Annotated in this window: 20 protein-coding genes and 1 pseudogene; 10 read left to right on the top strand and 11 right to left on the bottom strand. The window is 34.9% G+C overall.

Features of this window, described 5'->3' with window-relative positions:
• Positions 1-2 precede the first annotated feature (2 nt).
• From AC0ONG_RS19830 to AC0ONG_RS19810, 5 genes are all read left to right on the top strand, one after another.
• Complete coding sequence (locus AC0ONG_RS19830) at positions 3-875, top strand: ABC transporter ATP-binding protein (protein WP_000891299.1); 873 nt, start codon at positions 3-5, stop codon at positions 873-875.
• Entirely contained in the window at positions 856-1,521 is a 666-nt protein-coding gene (locus AC0ONG_RS19825) for an ABC-2 transporter permease (RefSeq protein ID WP_001249441.1), read from the top strand. Before AC0ONG_RS19830 ends, AC0ONG_RS19825 begins: the two co-directional genes overlap by 20 nt.
• A 14-nt stretch (positions 1,522-1,535) precedes the next feature.
• Positions 1,536-2,168, top strand: a complete 633-nt coding sequence (locus AC0ONG_RS19820; protein ID WP_001186571.1) for an ABC-2 transporter permease — start codon at positions 1,536-1,538, stop codon at positions 2,166-2,168.
• A gap of 32 nt (positions 2,169-2,200) precedes the next feature.
• Positions 2,201-2,797: an ABC-2 transporter permease gene (locus AC0ONG_RS19815; protein ID WP_000595340.1), complete on the top strand. Its 597-nt coding sequence runs from the start codon at positions 2,201-2,203 to the stop codon at positions 2,795-2,797.
• Between the two features lie 245 nt (positions 2,798-3,042).
• Positions 3,043-3,231, top strand: coding sequence for a hypothetical protein (locus AC0ONG_RS19810; RefSeq protein WP_002082175.1), 189 nt, complete (start codon positions 3,043-3,045; stop codon positions 3,229-3,231).
• Positions 3,232-3,307: 76 nt separating this feature from the next.
• Here AC0ONG_RS19810 and AC0ONG_RS19805 read toward each other — a convergent pair whose 3' ends face one another.
• From AC0ONG_RS19805 to AC0ONG_RS19785, 5 genes are all read right to left on the bottom strand, one after another.
• Positions 3,308-3,505: a DUF3975 family protein gene (locus AC0ONG_RS19805; RefSeq protein ID WP_000265400.1), complete on the bottom strand. Its 198-nt coding sequence runs from the start codon at positions 3,503-3,505 to the stop codon at positions 3,308-3,310.
• 15 nt (positions 3,506-3,520) lie between these two features.
• A complete protein-coding gene (locus AC0ONG_RS19800) occupies positions 3,521-3,835 on the bottom strand; it encodes a DMT family transporter (protein ID WP_000312623.1) in 315 nt (104 codons plus the stop codon).
• A gap of 1 nt (position 3,836) precedes the next feature.
• Complete coding sequence (locus AC0ONG_RS19795; protein WP_000312340.1) at positions 3,837-4,169, bottom strand: DMT family transporter; 333 nt, start codon at positions 4,167-4,169, stop codon at positions 3,837-3,839.
• Positions 4,170-4,240: 71 nt separating this feature from the next.
• Entirely contained in the window at positions 4,241-4,822 is a 582-nt protein-coding gene (locus AC0ONG_RS19790) for a TetR/AcrR family transcriptional regulator (RefSeq protein ID WP_002082177.1), read from the bottom strand.
• Positions 4,823-4,918: 96 nt separating this feature from the next.
• Positions 4,919-5,896 carry a LacI family DNA-binding transcriptional regulator gene (locus AC0ONG_RS19785; RefSeq protein WP_001273992.1) on the bottom strand — a complete coding sequence of 326 codons (978 nt, stop codon included), beginning with the start codon at positions 5,894-5,896 and terminating at the stop codon, positions 4,919-4,921.
• A 390-nt stretch (positions 5,897-6,286) separates the two neighbouring features.
• Between AC0ONG_RS19785 and AC0ONG_RS19780 the strand changes: the two are divergent.
• A pseudogene (locus AC0ONG_RS19780) lies at positions 6,287-6,823 on the top strand (DNA polymerase III subunit delta).
• A gap of 40 nt (positions 6,824-6,863) precedes the next feature.
• Here AC0ONG_RS19780 and AC0ONG_RS19775 read toward each other — a convergent pair.
• Entirely contained in the window at positions 6,864-7,247 is a 384-nt protein-coding gene (locus tag AC0ONG_RS19775) for a rhodanese-like domain-containing protein (RefSeq protein WP_000108654.1), read from the bottom strand.
• A gap of 170 nt (positions 7,248-7,417) precedes the next feature.
• Between AC0ONG_RS19775 and AC0ONG_RS19770 the strand changes: the two genes are divergently transcribed.
• The gene (locus tag AC0ONG_RS19770; RefSeq protein WP_000514076.1) at positions 7,418-8,254 is read left to right on the top strand and encodes a lipoate--protein ligase family protein; all 837 of its coding nucleotides are present in this window, start codon (positions 7,418-7,420) and stop codon (positions 8,252-8,254) included.
• Between the two features lie 28 nt (positions 8,255-8,282).
• Here the strand turns inward: AC0ONG_RS19770 and AC0ONG_RS19765 are convergent, their stop codons facing one another.
• The 3 genes from AC0ONG_RS19765 to AC0ONG_RS19755 all read right to left on the bottom strand — a co-directional run bounded on the left by AC0ONG_RS19765 (position 8,283) and on the right by AC0ONG_RS19755 (position 10,320).
• A complete protein-coding gene (locus tag AC0ONG_RS19765) occupies positions 8,283-9,125 on the bottom strand; it encodes a hypothetical protein (protein ID WP_000111891.1) in 843 nt (280 codons plus the stop codon).
• Between the two features lie 200 nt (positions 9,126-9,325).
• Positions 9,326-9,997 carry a DUF1129 family protein gene (locus AC0ONG_RS19760; protein ID WP_000993585.1) on the bottom strand — a complete coding sequence of 224 codons (672 nt, stop codon included), beginning with the start codon at positions 9,995-9,997 and terminating at the stop codon, positions 9,326-9,328.
• A 5-nt stretch (positions 9,998-10,002) separates the two neighbouring features.
• The gene (locus AC0ONG_RS19755) at positions 10,003-10,320 is read right to left on the bottom strand and encodes a PadR family transcriptional regulator (protein WP_000556083.1); all 318 of its coding nucleotides are present in this window, start codon (positions 10,318-10,320) and stop codon (positions 10,003-10,005) included.
• A 156-nt stretch (positions 10,321-10,476) separates the two neighbouring features.
• Between AC0ONG_RS19755 and splB the strand changes: the two genes are divergently transcribed.
• The 3 genes from splB (at position 10,477) to AC0ONG_RS19740 (ending at position 12,792) form a co-directional block, all read left to right on the top strand.
• Positions 10,477-11,502, top strand: a complete 1,026-nt coding sequence (gene splB / locus AC0ONG_RS19750) for a spore photoproduct lyase (RefSeq protein WP_000802106.1) — start codon at positions 10,477-10,479, stop codon at positions 11,500-11,502.
• Positions 11,503-11,646: 144 nt separating this feature from the next.
• Positions 11,647-12,075, top strand: coding sequence for a transcriptional regulator MntR (mntR, locus tag AC0ONG_RS19745; RefSeq protein WP_001143081.1), 429 nt, complete (start codon positions 11,647-11,649; stop codon positions 12,073-12,075).
• A gap of 54 nt (positions 12,076-12,129) precedes the next feature.
• A complete protein-coding gene (locus tag AC0ONG_RS19740) occupies positions 12,130-12,792 on the top strand; it encodes an HAD family hydrolase (protein WP_014894887.1) in 663 nt (220 codons plus the stop codon).
• On the opposite strand, the gene AC0ONG_RS19735 is transcribed toward AC0ONG_RS19740, so the two are convergent.
• Together AC0ONG_RS19735 and AC0ONG_RS19730 are read right to left on the bottom strand one after the other, a co-directional pair.
• Positions 12,789-13,190, bottom strand: a complete 402-nt coding sequence (locus AC0ONG_RS19735) for an SA1362 family protein (protein ID WP_001014463.1) — start codon at positions 13,188-13,190, stop codon at positions 12,789-12,791. The two genes, AC0ONG_RS19740 and AC0ONG_RS19735, sit on opposite strands and share 4 nt — an antisense overlap.
• A 79-nt stretch (positions 13,191-13,269) precedes the next feature.
• Positions 13,270-14,190, bottom strand: coding sequence for a DUF1385 domain-containing protein (locus tag AC0ONG_RS19730; RefSeq protein ID WP_000807119.1), 921 nt, complete (start codon positions 14,188-14,190; stop codon positions 13,270-13,272).
• Positions 14,191-14,338 lie beyond the last annotated feature (148 nt).

Raw genomic sequence — 14,338 nt, 5'->3', positions numbered from 1 at the left:
AGATGTTAGAGCTAAAAAATGTTTGTAAAAGTTATGAAGATTTCGCAGTGAAAAATATAAGTTTTACATTACCACGAGGATATATTATGGGGTTTGTCGGACCGAATGGTGCTGGGAAAAGTACAACGATCAAAATGATTATGAATTTAATTAGAAAAGATAGCGGCAATATAAAAATTTTTGGCAAAGACAATAAGAAAGCCGAAAAGGACATAAAACAAAATATTGGTTTTGTATATGATGAAAACTATTACTACGAAGATTTAACGTGTGAACAAATGAAACGTATTATTGCACCGTTATATAAAAAGTGGGACGAAAATCAATACCAATCGTATATGCACAGATTGCAAGTTCCAAAGTATAAAAAAATTAAAGAGCTATCTAAAGGGATGAAAATGAAGTTTGCGATTGCAATCGCACTTTCACATCATGCCGAATTCATTATTATGGATGAACCGACAGCAGGATTAGATCCAGTTGTTCGGAGCGAATTACTTGATATGTTGCAAGAAATTGTAATGGAAGATGAAGTATCTGTATTATTCTCAACCCACATTACAACGGATTTAGAACGTATTGCAGATTATATTACGTTTATCAATGACGGAGAAATTATATTTACTGGTGAGAAAGATGAATTGATGGAGAACTACGTAAGCGTAAAGGGAAGTAATGATTTATTGGATCGAGAAGGAAAAGAGCTATTTGTTGGATTACGAAAAAACAAATTTGGTTTTGAAGGTTTAGCGAAGGATAAACAAGCAATTATCGATTGGTTTGGAAATGAGGTTGTAATAGAAAAGCCTACATTAGACGATATCATCGTTTACACTGCGAAAGGGAGAGGTGCTTATGCGTCAGCTCATCTATAAAGATTTGTTCTTTTTTCGGGTTACGTGGTTAGTCTATTTTATTATGCCCCTTGTTTTCTTTGGATTAGAGCCAGATGGTGAATTGTTATTTCCGATGAGTTGCTTACTCATAACGATATCATCTTCTATGATACTAATAGCGATGGATGAAAAAAATAAAAGTGATGTTATTATAAATAGTTTACCTGTTGGACGAAAGGATATCATTATTGCTAGATATATTTCGGGTGTAATATTCATTGTAGGTGGCATGATTTCTACTATGCTAGTTGTTTTTCTTATAAGAGGTATCGCTGTCATTGGTGATATTGGAGCTTATCATCCTAATTTGTATATTGAAATTCCTTGGTATGTAGTAGTCAGAGGTGCTGTATATTCTTTAGTTTATATTACAGCATTATTCCCGAGTTATTATGGAACAAAATCAAAAATAGTACGTGGAATATTTACAGGTGGAGCCGCTGGAATAGGTGTTATTGTTGGAATGTTTATTGGTGACGGAGAAAGCGCTACGGCATCATTCATTGATTGGATTGTGAATCCATTACATCTTGGTGTATTTATAGTTGGATTCATTACATTATTTAGTATTTATATCGCTTCTATGTTTCTTACAATTAAAATTTATGAAACGCGTGATTTATAGAGAGGAGAATTTATATGCAGCAATTGATTTTGAAGGAGTTTTTCTTGCAGAAGAAGATGTTTCCTTTATATTTTTTAATACCTATTTTCTCTGTTTTTAGGAATCTAGTCCAACCAATGGGGATTGCAATAGGGTTATTTATAACATGTAGTACGATTATATCTATTTCTTTTTATTATGAAGAGAAAAGTAAAACAGAAAAAATATTAGTGAGTTTGCCTATAACGAGAACAGAGATAGTTATAGCTAAATATATTGCAAGTTCATTATTTATTATGGCTGGTTTGAGTACAACTTTTATAGTCATAATATTAGGAAATATTCTATTGAACAGAGATATAGTTATGCCTGGATATGCAGTATTTTCAGCAATAGTAGCAACTTTGATTTATTGTGCAGTAACGATACCGACTAATTACATTGGGGGATATAAAGTTATTACTGTCTTGAATTTGATTATGCTTTTTCCTTTAATGGGTATGATTGGTCTTATGTGCAATATTTTTGGTGATAAAACAATTATGTTAAAAGTACTTCACTCTCAAGAGGCTACACAAGCAATGGGTGTTCTTGGTATCGGAGTATTAGTGAGTATATTCGTATCAATGTTCCTCTCAATGAAAATGTTTCAGGAGGCAGAGTTATAGAAGGGACATTTTTATATTAGGAGGTGTAATACATGATCAAGCAACTAATTTTAAAAGATTTCATCATTCAATGGAAATTTTTAATTTGGTACATACTGTATCCTGTTTTCTTTTATATGGCCTTAACAGATACGGAAAATCTGTTCATCATTATGTCAGTAATTATTACAATTGGGGCAACAGTAAAAACATTTGAAGCAGATAGTAAAAATGAGAGTGAAGTTATAGTAAATAGTTTACCAATATTGAGAAAACAAATTGTGTATGCGAAATATATAGTAGCAATTATTATTCTTTTTATAAGTGTAACGGTCGGTTGTTTCACGATGGGAATGAAGAGCGGGGTTAACTTATTTGAATTTATTGAAACGACAATAGTTGCTAGTATTAGCTTTATTTTAGTGTATTTAAGCTTTGTATTACCAATATCCTTTTGGCTAGGGTATAAGAAAACTATTTTTATTACGATAGTAATATTCATGGCACCGATAGTTGTTTTAGAAGTTTTGTTTCAAATCAACTTGGAACAAATTCAATTATATAATACCTTGTTATTCTTTGGTTCAATATGCATGTTCATAGCATCTATCTTCGTTTCAGTAAAAATATATGAAAAAAGAGAATTTTAAAAGGTGCCTTAAAAAAGGCACCTTCTTCAATAACGACAATACGAGAGCAGTAGTTTATAAAAAGAAACGCTATTTGGCACATCTTTTGGAGTATGTAATATAAAGCTGAAAATGATAACGAGAATGAGAAAGAAGAAAAATAAAAATAGGATCTGCTTATGTATAGAATTTTGCATATTATTCACTCCTTTTTTAGGTAGTATGTCCAAAAGAAAGGAGTGTATGAAGAATTTTAGGAGGGGAGAATGATGAACAAAAGAAAATGGTTATATAGAATAGGGGTACTTTTCGTTTCAATCGGTCTCATATTAGCAAATTTTTATTCAGACATACCATCACCGTTTCCTAATTTGCATAAAGGGATTGGTATAAGTATTGTCATAGTTGGTCTGTTTTGTCTTATTGCATCTAACTTTTATAGAAAATCTGAATGAATACAAAAAAGGACAGTTACTCTTTTTTAGAAGTACTGTCCTTTTTAAATAACTTATTCCATAGCTTGGCGATACTTCATATAATGACGATTGCAATGGAGGCGATAATGGACCAAACAATCGATATAATTTCAAGTGTCATGTTAGGAAAGAATGTGAGAATGGATAATACTTTATGAAACAATGATTCTATTATATGAAAACTTATTTGTAATAGAATGACAATCCCGAGTGTAATCCATGCTAACAGTTGATTCCCTTTTTCTTTCCACATGACATTCACCTCACGTTAGCTTAATAGTTTTAAGCCAACAGCGCCGCATAAAATGCAGCTTAAGAAAGCAAGACGACGCCAATCCGCTGATTCTCGGAAAATGAGAATGCCTAGAAGTGCACTTCCAGCAGTTCCGATTCCAGTCCAAATCGCGTAAGCAGTTCCCATCGGTAACGTGTTCATCGCAAGAGATAAGAAGAAGAAGCTTACGCCGAAGTTAGCGATTAAAATAACTTTTGGTGCCCAGCCTTTCTTTTCAGTGGCTACTTTCATAAAGAGTACACCAATAATTTCACAAATACCAGCTAGAATTAAAAATACCCAAGCCATTTTATGCAGCCTCCTTCGTTTCTTTTTCTTCTGTTACTCGTTTTAGACCAATTACTCCGAAGAAGATTAAACCGATTAATAAAACTTTTACAATAGAGAAAGGTTCTCCGAAGATGAAAATCTCTGTAAGAACGATTCCGCCAGCTCCGATTCCTGTGAAGACTGCATATACAGTGCCGACAGGTAAATCTTTATAAGCTCTAAATAATAAGACGAAACTAATTGTAATTAATAGAGCAACACCAGCCCACTCAAGTGGTGCCTCCGCTTTTTTTAGTCCAATCACCCAAAAGATTTCAATAATACCAGCGATGATTACATAAATCCATGCCATATGTCATTTCTCCTTCCTACCAGTCGTTAGGTAAAGTGCTTAAAAACGACGCATTGCAAAGGAGCAATCCGTCAGTTTGAAAGTCCGCGCCAAAATACTTTCCAAGAAGCGTCTAAACGTGTCTCAAAACGATTTAAACCTGCGTATAATAGTTCAACCATAAGACCATCGAGTAAGCATAGAAAAGCCTCTAAGGCGTCTTTTACTTCAATGTTATGCAGCTCATCTTGTTCGCTTGCTCTTTTAAATACAGGGAATAAAAGTTTTCCGACGTTTTCAATGTGTACATTTGCTTTATCAATAATTTGTTCGCGAAATGCATCAGGCGGAAAATAAGAAGTTCGTAACCAAAACATTGATTCTTCACTTTCACCAAATCGTTTTGCATAGCCTTTTAATAATTTTAAAAGCAATTCTTCAGTGGACGAATTGGAAAAGCTTTCGATATCGCCTGTGAAGCTCTGCAAATCTTTTTGAAGAGCAGATTCTAAGCATATGAAATATAGCTCTTCTTTTCCTTTAAAGTGTGCGTAAATCGATGGTTTTTTAATCCCAACTTCTTGAGCAATATTTGCCAATGAAGTTCCTTCATAGCCGTAGCGTGCGAAATGAGAAAGTGCTACAGCTTTAATGCGGTTTGCTGTCATTTTCATCCCCTACCTACCGTTCGTTAGGTTAATTATATGAGATGAAAAATATAATGTCAATAGGTGAAGAGCTGAAAAAGAGCGTTATAGGTAACGCTCTTTTTAGACAGTCTCTCGCTTAATTAAATGGAATGAAAGCTCTTTTGCACTGCCGACAATTTGCTCGCTTTGAATCTGCTTATGGAATAAAGAAAAAGCATGTGAGCCCATTGCGAGACCGGGATGTTCAATTGTGGAAATTTCTAATGCCTTTGAAATTTCATGATTATCAAATCCAAGGATAGCAAGGTCTTCAGGTACTCGGATGCCATGTTTTCGAGCCTCTGTTAATAAACCAGCTGCAACTTGATCGTTCGCTGTGAAAATAGCAGTTGGACGATTTTTCATATTTAAAATACGATGGAGTATTTGTGCTCCGTCCTGCATTGTATAGCATTGGTGGAAAATCCATTCAGGATGCAACGTCTTCCTTTCGTTACAAAGTGTATCGGCGAACGCCTTTTCACGCTCCATGGAATTTACACTTGTTTTTCTCGCTAAACAAATTCCGATCTTTTCATGGCCTTTACTTAGTAAATAGGTAGTACCGAGACGAAAGCCTTCATAATGATCTACGTAGATGGATGAAATGAGGGGATGGTTCATTTTTTCACATGAAATAATAGGGGCAAATTTTGCGAAAGGTTCGATTTGTTCCCAAGAGCTCGTCCGGGAGCAAATAATCATCCCATCAAATTGTTTCATTTTCATCATTTCAAGAACACGAATTTCCTCAAGGCTATCGTAATTTGTTTGGCATAAATTAATGTGATACCCAGCTAATAATGCTTCGTTACCAATTCCTTCAATAATGGTACTGAAGTAGGGGAGGTTAATGAAAGGGAGCATAACGCCAATTGTATATGTTTTCCCTCTTATTAAATGGACAGCATTTATATTTTTTGCGTAGTTTAATTCTTCAACAGCATCTAGAACACGCTTACGCTTTTCTTCTTTTACGTAAGGGTGATTATTCAGGACACGAGAAACAGTTGATATCGATACACCAGCAGTTTTAGCAATTTGTTTTATATTGGCCATATGTATCACCTCTTTCTCTTATTATAAAGGGAAAATAATAAGAAAGAAAAAATCTTGACCTGAAAAGCTTTTCACAAACTATGGTATTAATAAGACTTCTTTTTATTCGCGTAACCTTTTCACTTGGGCGTAAGAATGATAGGGGTCTTTTTTGTTTGCAAAAAGTGTTGTCAAAATGTGTGAGAATAACGTGGAAAGTTTTCAAAGGTGTAGTTTGGTGACAAAGCGAATATGAAGAGCATATAAAGTGAAACTTTAATCAGTGGGCGCCATCCCCCACTGATTATTAGCCGGCACTAATCGGGCCGTTAGTGCGGGATCAACGCTTCGTTCGTTAAGAGAGCGGTATGAAAGGGCGGAAACAAATTGAAAAAAAGAATCATTTGTTTCGTGTTTTCTAGTTTTGTACTTAGTTCGTGTTCGTTTCAGCAAACGATGCAAGAAGAAAAACACTTTGTGGGAACAACAGGAGGAGCTATGGATCGTGTTACGGATCCTATTCCGCTAAAGGAAATTCCAAAATATTTTCCGGTGAAGTTTAAAGTTCCAACGTTTTTACCGTACGACATTATAAGTGATGTAAAGGGTGAAGTAAGAACGCTTGGGAAAAAGAAGGCTGTCTTAACGATTAAATATAAACAGCAGGAGCAAGGTAGAAATGAGTATATTGAGTTAAATGTCGCGAACTTTCCTTATAGTTTTCCGGATTTCGTGGAAGAGAAGTGATTTCAAGAACAAATGAAACTAAATAATGGAACGTCTGCTTATTTTAAAAATAAAGATGATTATGAACGTGGTGACGAATTTGCTACGCTTCTATGGAAAGAGAAAGGAATTGAATATCAGCTATTGTATCGGAATGTAGAAGAGAGCGATAAAGACACGATTAAGCAAAATTTATTATACATTGCGAATAAGATGAAATGAAAAAACTAGCTGATTTATTCAGCTAGTTTTTTGTATGTTATTATTTCTTTTTAATTTTGCCTGTCCAAGATTTAAATCCACCTTGTAATTGGTAGAAATCTTTGTAGCCTTGTTTTTTTAAGTATTGCGCTGCACGACCTGTACGGAATCCGCTTTGGCAATATAAGTAAACAGGTTGATCTTGACGAAGTTCTTTATGGCGAAGGCGAATTTGTGATAACGGAATGTTACGTGCACCTAAAATGTGCCCTGCGTTATATTCATCTGTTTCACGAATATCGATAAGCTGTGCTTTACGGTAGCCAGCGCGAAATTCTTCTTCTGTAAGAGTTTTAATTAATTTTTTCTGATAGAAGTACATCCATACAGTGTAGCCGATGAATGCTACGATTACGGCTAATAAAATAATCCAAGTTGTTGACACGATTCTATCGCTCCCTTTTTTCTTATCCTACTTTCAATATTATAATGCCCATATGTATTTATGCAACAGATTCATTTGCATATAAGAAGAAATTTCGTATTCTTTCACAAATTTTGTCGAATTTGGTAGACTAGAGAATGTGAAAAATACTTGGTTATATGAGGTGCAGGATGGGAAAAGAAAAATGGTGTTATATTAACTCTGGTCAATGTTCACCGGCATTTAATATGGCGTTAGATGAATGTTTATTAAATTGGCAAAGTGAAAAGAAAATGCCACCAACAATTCGTTTTTATGAATGGGAAGTACCAACATTAACAGTTGGATATTTTCAACGTGTTGAAAAAGATATTAATATGGATGTAGTTAACGAAAAGAAATATGGATTCGTTCGTCGTCAAACAGGCGGCAGGGGTGTACTACATGACAAAGAGTTAACGTATAGTGTTATTGTGTCTGAAGATCATCCGAATATGCCGAAAACAGTTACAGAAGCGTATCGTGTTATTTCGCAAGGCTTATTAGATGGTTTTAAGGCATTAGGGCTAGAAGCATATTATGCAGTTCCAAAAACAGAAGCAGATCGTGAAAATTTAAAAAATCCACGTTCAGGCGTATGTTTTGATGCACCATCTTGGTATGAAATTGTAGTGGAAGGAAGAAAAATTGCTGGTAGTGCTCAAACACGTCAAAAAGGTGTTATTTTACAGCATGGATCGATTCCATTAGAAATTGATTTAGATGAACTATATGATCTATTTTTATTCCCAAATGAACGTGTGAAGGAACGTATGAAAAGTATGTTTTCTTCTAAAGCGGTAGCAATTAATGAATTAACAGACCGTACATTTACGATAGAACAGTTAATTAAAGCGTTTGAAATTGGGTTTGAAAAAGGATTGGATGTAGAACTTGTTCCATATGAATTAACAGAAGAACAGTTACATGAAGTTCAAACGTTAGCGAAAGAGAAGTATGAAAGTAATGAGTGGAATTATAAAAAATAAGAGATGGCAATTGCCACCTCTTATTTTTTTATAGTAAATTAAGTACTTTTTCTACTTTGATTCCTTTATCTTGTAAAGAACGAAGGCGACTTACAACGTCCATAATTTCTTTGTCAAATGTAACGCTAATACCTTGGCTTTGTAGTTCTTCTTTTAAGCTTTCAATAGAATCATCTATGTCGATGCCAAGCTCATAATCTTGACAAACTTCAATTGTCTTTTTCACGAGTTTAACATAATTTTCTTGTAGTTTTGAATTTGTTTCAGTCAAAGCAGGCTGCTTCGGTTTTGCAGGAGCAACCGGTGCTGTTTCTTGCTTTGTAACTGGAGTAGGGACTACTTTTTTCACAGGTGCTGGAGTAGTTAGTTCTACAGCCGCTTCTACACTTACTGGCTTCGGTGTCGGTACCGGAGTAGGCTTAGGTGCCATAGCAGGTGTTTCCACACGCGTAACAGGCTTAGGAGCGGGTGGAATTGCTTTTGGAGCTTCTACAACTACTTCTTTTTTCGGCGCTGCTTCTACCTGTGTTTCTTCTTGCTCGGCAGCGTCTTTATTTTCTTTACTCCACATAACGCGTTCAATTTCTAGAGAAACATTGTTTTTGTTCATCGCTGTTAATGTAACTTTACCAACTTCAGCGTTTCCAGTGAAATCAACAATTTTATAAATAACACTCTTGTTCCAATCCACGTTTCCGCTCAAAAATAATTCTTCGTTACATTTCGGCGTTAAGCCCTCGATTTTAATTTCTGCGTTTACACCGTTTTCACTATATACCATAATTAGCGAAGCATTTACATCTTCGTCTGCTAACATTAGTTCACGTACCATTTTGCCGGTGCGTACTTGCGTTTTCTTCTTAACTGACATCTAATTTCTCCTCTCAAAAATTCAGTAATAATAAAAAAATCGTATAACGAAAAATAATTGCTCACGAAGATTTATGATACCGATAATAAAAGCATCACGTCAACAATTAACTTTAATTATTTTGCATTTTTCTTATTTTCTTTATGAAATTTTTCAATTTGTAAAATTAGACAGAAGAAAAACAGCCTTTTGAAGGGCTGTTAAAAATTTGATTTTTTGTATAGTAATTTATATAAAATAAAAAATAAGATAGCAATTAAGGCACTTTGCCAAAAGTTTAGATGGTAAATGAGATAAGGTTGCTTTTGGAAATAAATATTTAAGAATACAGCGGAACAAAATGGAGTAGCAAATGCGAATCCAAATAGAATTCTTCTTTTCCAATTCATTTTCTGATCAAAGGAGTAACGCTTTAATAAATATAAAATAAATAGTATACCTAGTATAATTATTGAAACAGACAAAGTAGTTCCAAGGATGCTAAAAGGCGGACTTGATAATGTATTGTTTTTTTCAAAGAGAAACATAAAAAATGAAATAATTGCATTTATGCCAAACTGTATAGCAAGAAGTAAGCTAATAGAAAATCCAATTAAAGAAGTTTTTTCTAACTTTGTTTGAGTTGGTAAAGCTGATATAAGTTCATCGCAATAAGATTGTAAATTATCTCCAAAGATGTCATAAGCGTTTTTATTTTCTGCTTGTGCTTCGATGAGGTGATCTAATATTTCTAGTAACAGTTCCTCCATTTGTTGCTCGGGTACGTTTGATATTCGAAGATATACTAACATATCACCATAAGCAGCCTCGTTTTCGGAAGTTAGAAGCTCACGTTTTTTATTATTCAATTCAATCATGTCTTGTGCATTCATCCCTATCACTCCCCCTGTAATAAGTTATTTACCGTAGTAGAAACCATTCCCCAGCTTTGTTTAAATTCTTCAAGTTGTTCTAACCCTTTATCGGTTACGTGATAATATTTTCGCTTTGGACCGAGTGAGGAAGCTTTTAATGTTCCTTCAATCAATTTTTCTTTTTGCATACGTAACAATAACGGATATATGCTTCCTTCGCTTACGAATGTAAAGCCGTGCTTATTTAATTTTGTACTCAGTTCATATCCGTACACTTCTTCTTGTGAAATAATGTATAGGATGCAACCTTCGAGCACACCTTTTAACATTTGGCTGTGCATGATTTCACCACCTTTTATTTAGGTAACTTGCGTTGCAAGGTAGCTGTTATCCAAATTATAACATTCAGTAACTTGCAAAGCAAGTTACTGAAGTGGAAAACTTTAATGCGTGTTAATTTTTCAATGCTTCCCATACTAACGAGAGGAGGGAAGCATATGAAACCATTTATGCCAAAACTCGTTTACTTTGAACCAAAGGCACTTGAATATCCACTTGGAAAAGAGCTTTATGAGAAGTTTACGAAGATGGGATTAGAAATTCGTGAAACGACATCACATAATCAAATTAGAAATTTGCCAGGAGAAAATGATTTGCAAAAGTATCGTAATGCAAAGGCTACACTTGTCGTTGGAGTGAGGAAGACGCTAAAGTTTGATACGTCAAAACCGTCAGCTGAATATGCAATTCCGCTCGCAACAGGGTGTATGGGACATTGTCATTATTGCTATTTGCAAACGACACTTGGGAGTAAGCCTTACGTTCGTGTGTATGTCAATCTTGATGAAATATTTGAGAAGGCAAAGCAATATATGGATGAAAGGGCACCTGAAATAACAAGATTTGAAGCAGCGTGTACATCAGACATTGTTGGAATTGATCATTTAACACATGCATTAAAGCGGGCGATTGAATTCATTGGAGAAAGTGAATATGGGCGCTTACGTTTCGTCACGAAATATTCGCACGTTGATCATTTATTAGATGCAAAGCATAATGGGAAAACTCGTTTTCGATTTAGTATAAATTCACGATATGTAATTAAAAATTTTGAACCAGGGACATCGCCGTTTGAGGAGCGAATAGAGGCTGCACGTAAAGTAGCAGGTGCGGGTTATCCACTTGGATTTATAGTTGCGCCGCTTTATATGCATGAAGGGTGGGAAGAAGGATACCGTGAACTATTTGAGCGACTGTACAATGCACTAAAAGATTTATCGATACCAAATTTAACATTTGAATTAATTCAACATCGCTTTACAAAACCGGCAAAAAAGGTCATTCAAGAGCGTTATCCGAAGACGAAACTTGAAATGGATGAAGAGAAGCGTAAATATAAATGGGGACGATACGGCATCGGAAAATACGTATATAAAAAAGATGAAGCAGCAGTATTGGAAGAAACGATAAGAGGTTATATAAATGAGTTTTTTCCTAATGCAGAAATACAATACTTTACTTAAGGGGAGTCTGTATGCAAATACAGATTCTTTTTTGTTTTATATATTTAGGCTCGTTTCCACCTTGTCACGTTATTCTTTCTGGTGTATCATTTTATTGATTGCTTCGTACGGAATAAGCAAAATGAACTTGGATGGAGGAAACCGATGCCTACCCCTAGTATGGAAGATTATATTGAACAAATTTATTTGTTGATTGATGAAAAGGGTTATGCCCGCGTATCTGATATTGCTGAAGCGCTTAGTGTACATCCATCCTCTGTAACAAAAATGGTGCAAAAATTAGACAAAGATGAATATCTAATTTATGAAAAATATAGAGGGCTTGTATTAACAACAAAAGGTAAAAAAATCGGAGAACGTCTCGTATATCGTCATGACTTGCTAGAGCAATTTATGCGTATTATCGGTGTGGATGAAGGTAAAATTTACAATGATGTAGAAGGAATTGAGCATCATTTAAGTTGGGAAGCGATTGATCGCATTGGTGATTTAGTGGAATACTTTGAACAAGATGCAGTCCGAGTGGAAACACTTCGCGGTGTTCAAAGAGCAAATGAAGAGAAAAGTAATTAAGGGGAACGTATGGCGTTTCCTTTTTTATTTCAATTCGAAAAGGATGGGAGAATTATGAAAGCAATTATTTTTGATTTTGATGGATTAATTGTGGACACAGAAACGATATGGTTTCACTCTTTCAGAGATGCTGTTCGTGAATACGGCGAAGAACTACCTTTAGAGGAATTTGCGAAATGCATTGGAACAACAGATGAGGTACTTTATGCATATTTAAATGATCAATTAAAAGAGAAGTTTAACAAAAGTGCATTAAAAGAAAAAGTGGCAACTTTACATAAAGAGAAAATGAAAATACCAAAAGCTCGTGACGGGGTAAAAGAATATTTAGAAGAAGCGAAAGAAATGGGATTAAAAATCGCACTAGCTTCTAGTTCGTCTAGAGAATGGGTTATTCATTTTTTAGAAGAGCTACAGATTCGAGATTATTTTGAAGTTATTAAAACGAGAGAAGATGTTGAGAAGGTAAAACCAGATCCAGCTCTTTATCGAATTGCAATAGAAGAATTAGGAATTAAGCCGTCTGAAGCTGTTGTGTTTGAAGATTCATTAAATGGATTGAGAGCAGCAATTGCAGCGGGATTAACGTGCGTTGTGGTACCTAATGATGTGACACGGAATTTACCATTTGAAAATCATCATCTTCGAATTGAAAGTATGAGAGAGAAAAGTTTAAAAGAAGTGCTTCAAAGTATAAAAAAAGACCGTATTTCCTAAAAGGAAGCACGGTCTTTCTTTTTGCTTTTTTTGCCTTCAATGACAGTTAAATGAGACTGTTTTCTTTTTCGTTTCAAAGTGGAAGAATTCCCTTTTTTACTTTTGTCATTAGAAGTATTTGACTTAAAGAAAGAATTGCCTAGGGGTGCTACATTTTGTTTCCCATGTTTGCGGTTCGATTGTTTTGCCGCACGCTTATATGAGCTTTGCGAATTTGCAGAACCACTGGAATTTGTAAACATCTTGTATAGCAAGTAAAAGATACCGACAACAAGTAACATGTACCCGATATTTCTTAATACACCCATGGGATTTGTAATAACAGATGAAACAAGGCCGAATATTGCCAATCCGATAATAAGCACAAATATAGCGAAAGTAAACGAACGACCGTTCATAAGGGACACCTCCTAAAAACGTATATTAAAATTAGTATATTAACGATGAGGAAAGGAGTTGAACACCATTTTTAAATAATTATTGTTTGTTCTCTAAACGTAATAATTCTTCAAACGATGCAATTGCTACTTCCACTTGATCATCTGTTGGTTCTTTCGTTGTTAATAGTTGTAGCCATAATCCAGGATATCCAAGTACGCGTAATACGGGAATATCTCGTAATCGATTTGTAAATTGCAATACTTCAAAAGAAATACCAAGTACAACTGGAATTAATAAAATTCTGTTTATAACTCGTGCCCAAAGAGGATCTGTAGGGACTAGGAAATAAACGAACATTCCAATAATGACTGTAAATATAATAAAGCTACTGCCGCATCTATAATGGAGACGAGTTTGCTTTTGAACGTTTTCTACAGTCAGAGGAAGGTCATTCTCATAAGCATTGATTACCTTATGCTCTGCACCGTGATACTGAAATACCCGCTTAATAAGTGGGGTTAAAGAAATAAAGTATATATAGCTCAATAATAGCATGAGCTTAATGACACTTTCGACAATGATTTGCCCAGTATGAGATGGGAAAATCGGTCTTGTTAATTCAGCTAATAGTGCAGGAACTGCTGTGAAAATGACTTTACCGAATATGAAAGATAAAACGCCAACAGCTGCAACTCCTAATACCATCGTTAATTTTGATTGTTCTTCTTTTTTATTAGCAATTTGTTCATCATCTTCTGGGTGGACGTCAAATCGTTCAGAAGCGAAGTTTAAATGCTTTGCTCCATTCGCACTTGCATCCACAATAGCGGCAATCCCTCGTAAAAATGGAATTTTTTTTAGGATAGATAATACTTTATTACGAACGCGTGGTAATCGATAAAATTCAATCGATTTATCTTTACGACGAACCGCTGTAACAGTATATTCTCTACCGCCAAACATAACTCCTTCTATGACCGCTTGCCCGCCATATATTTGTTTTGACTCTTCTGCCATGTTAACACCAACCTGTATTTGTTTCTCTCTTATGTAGAAAAAGAGGCAATTGTCATACTGGGTTCTGTCGTTTTGAAATAAGACAATCACCGAGTTTCCTTTATTTTATCGGCAAATACAAGTAGATGACAAGGGAAAATATTATGAG

Source organism: Bacillus sp. TCT6 (assembly GCF_056033845.1).
This window is presented reverse-complemented; position numbering and strand designations above follow the sequence as displayed.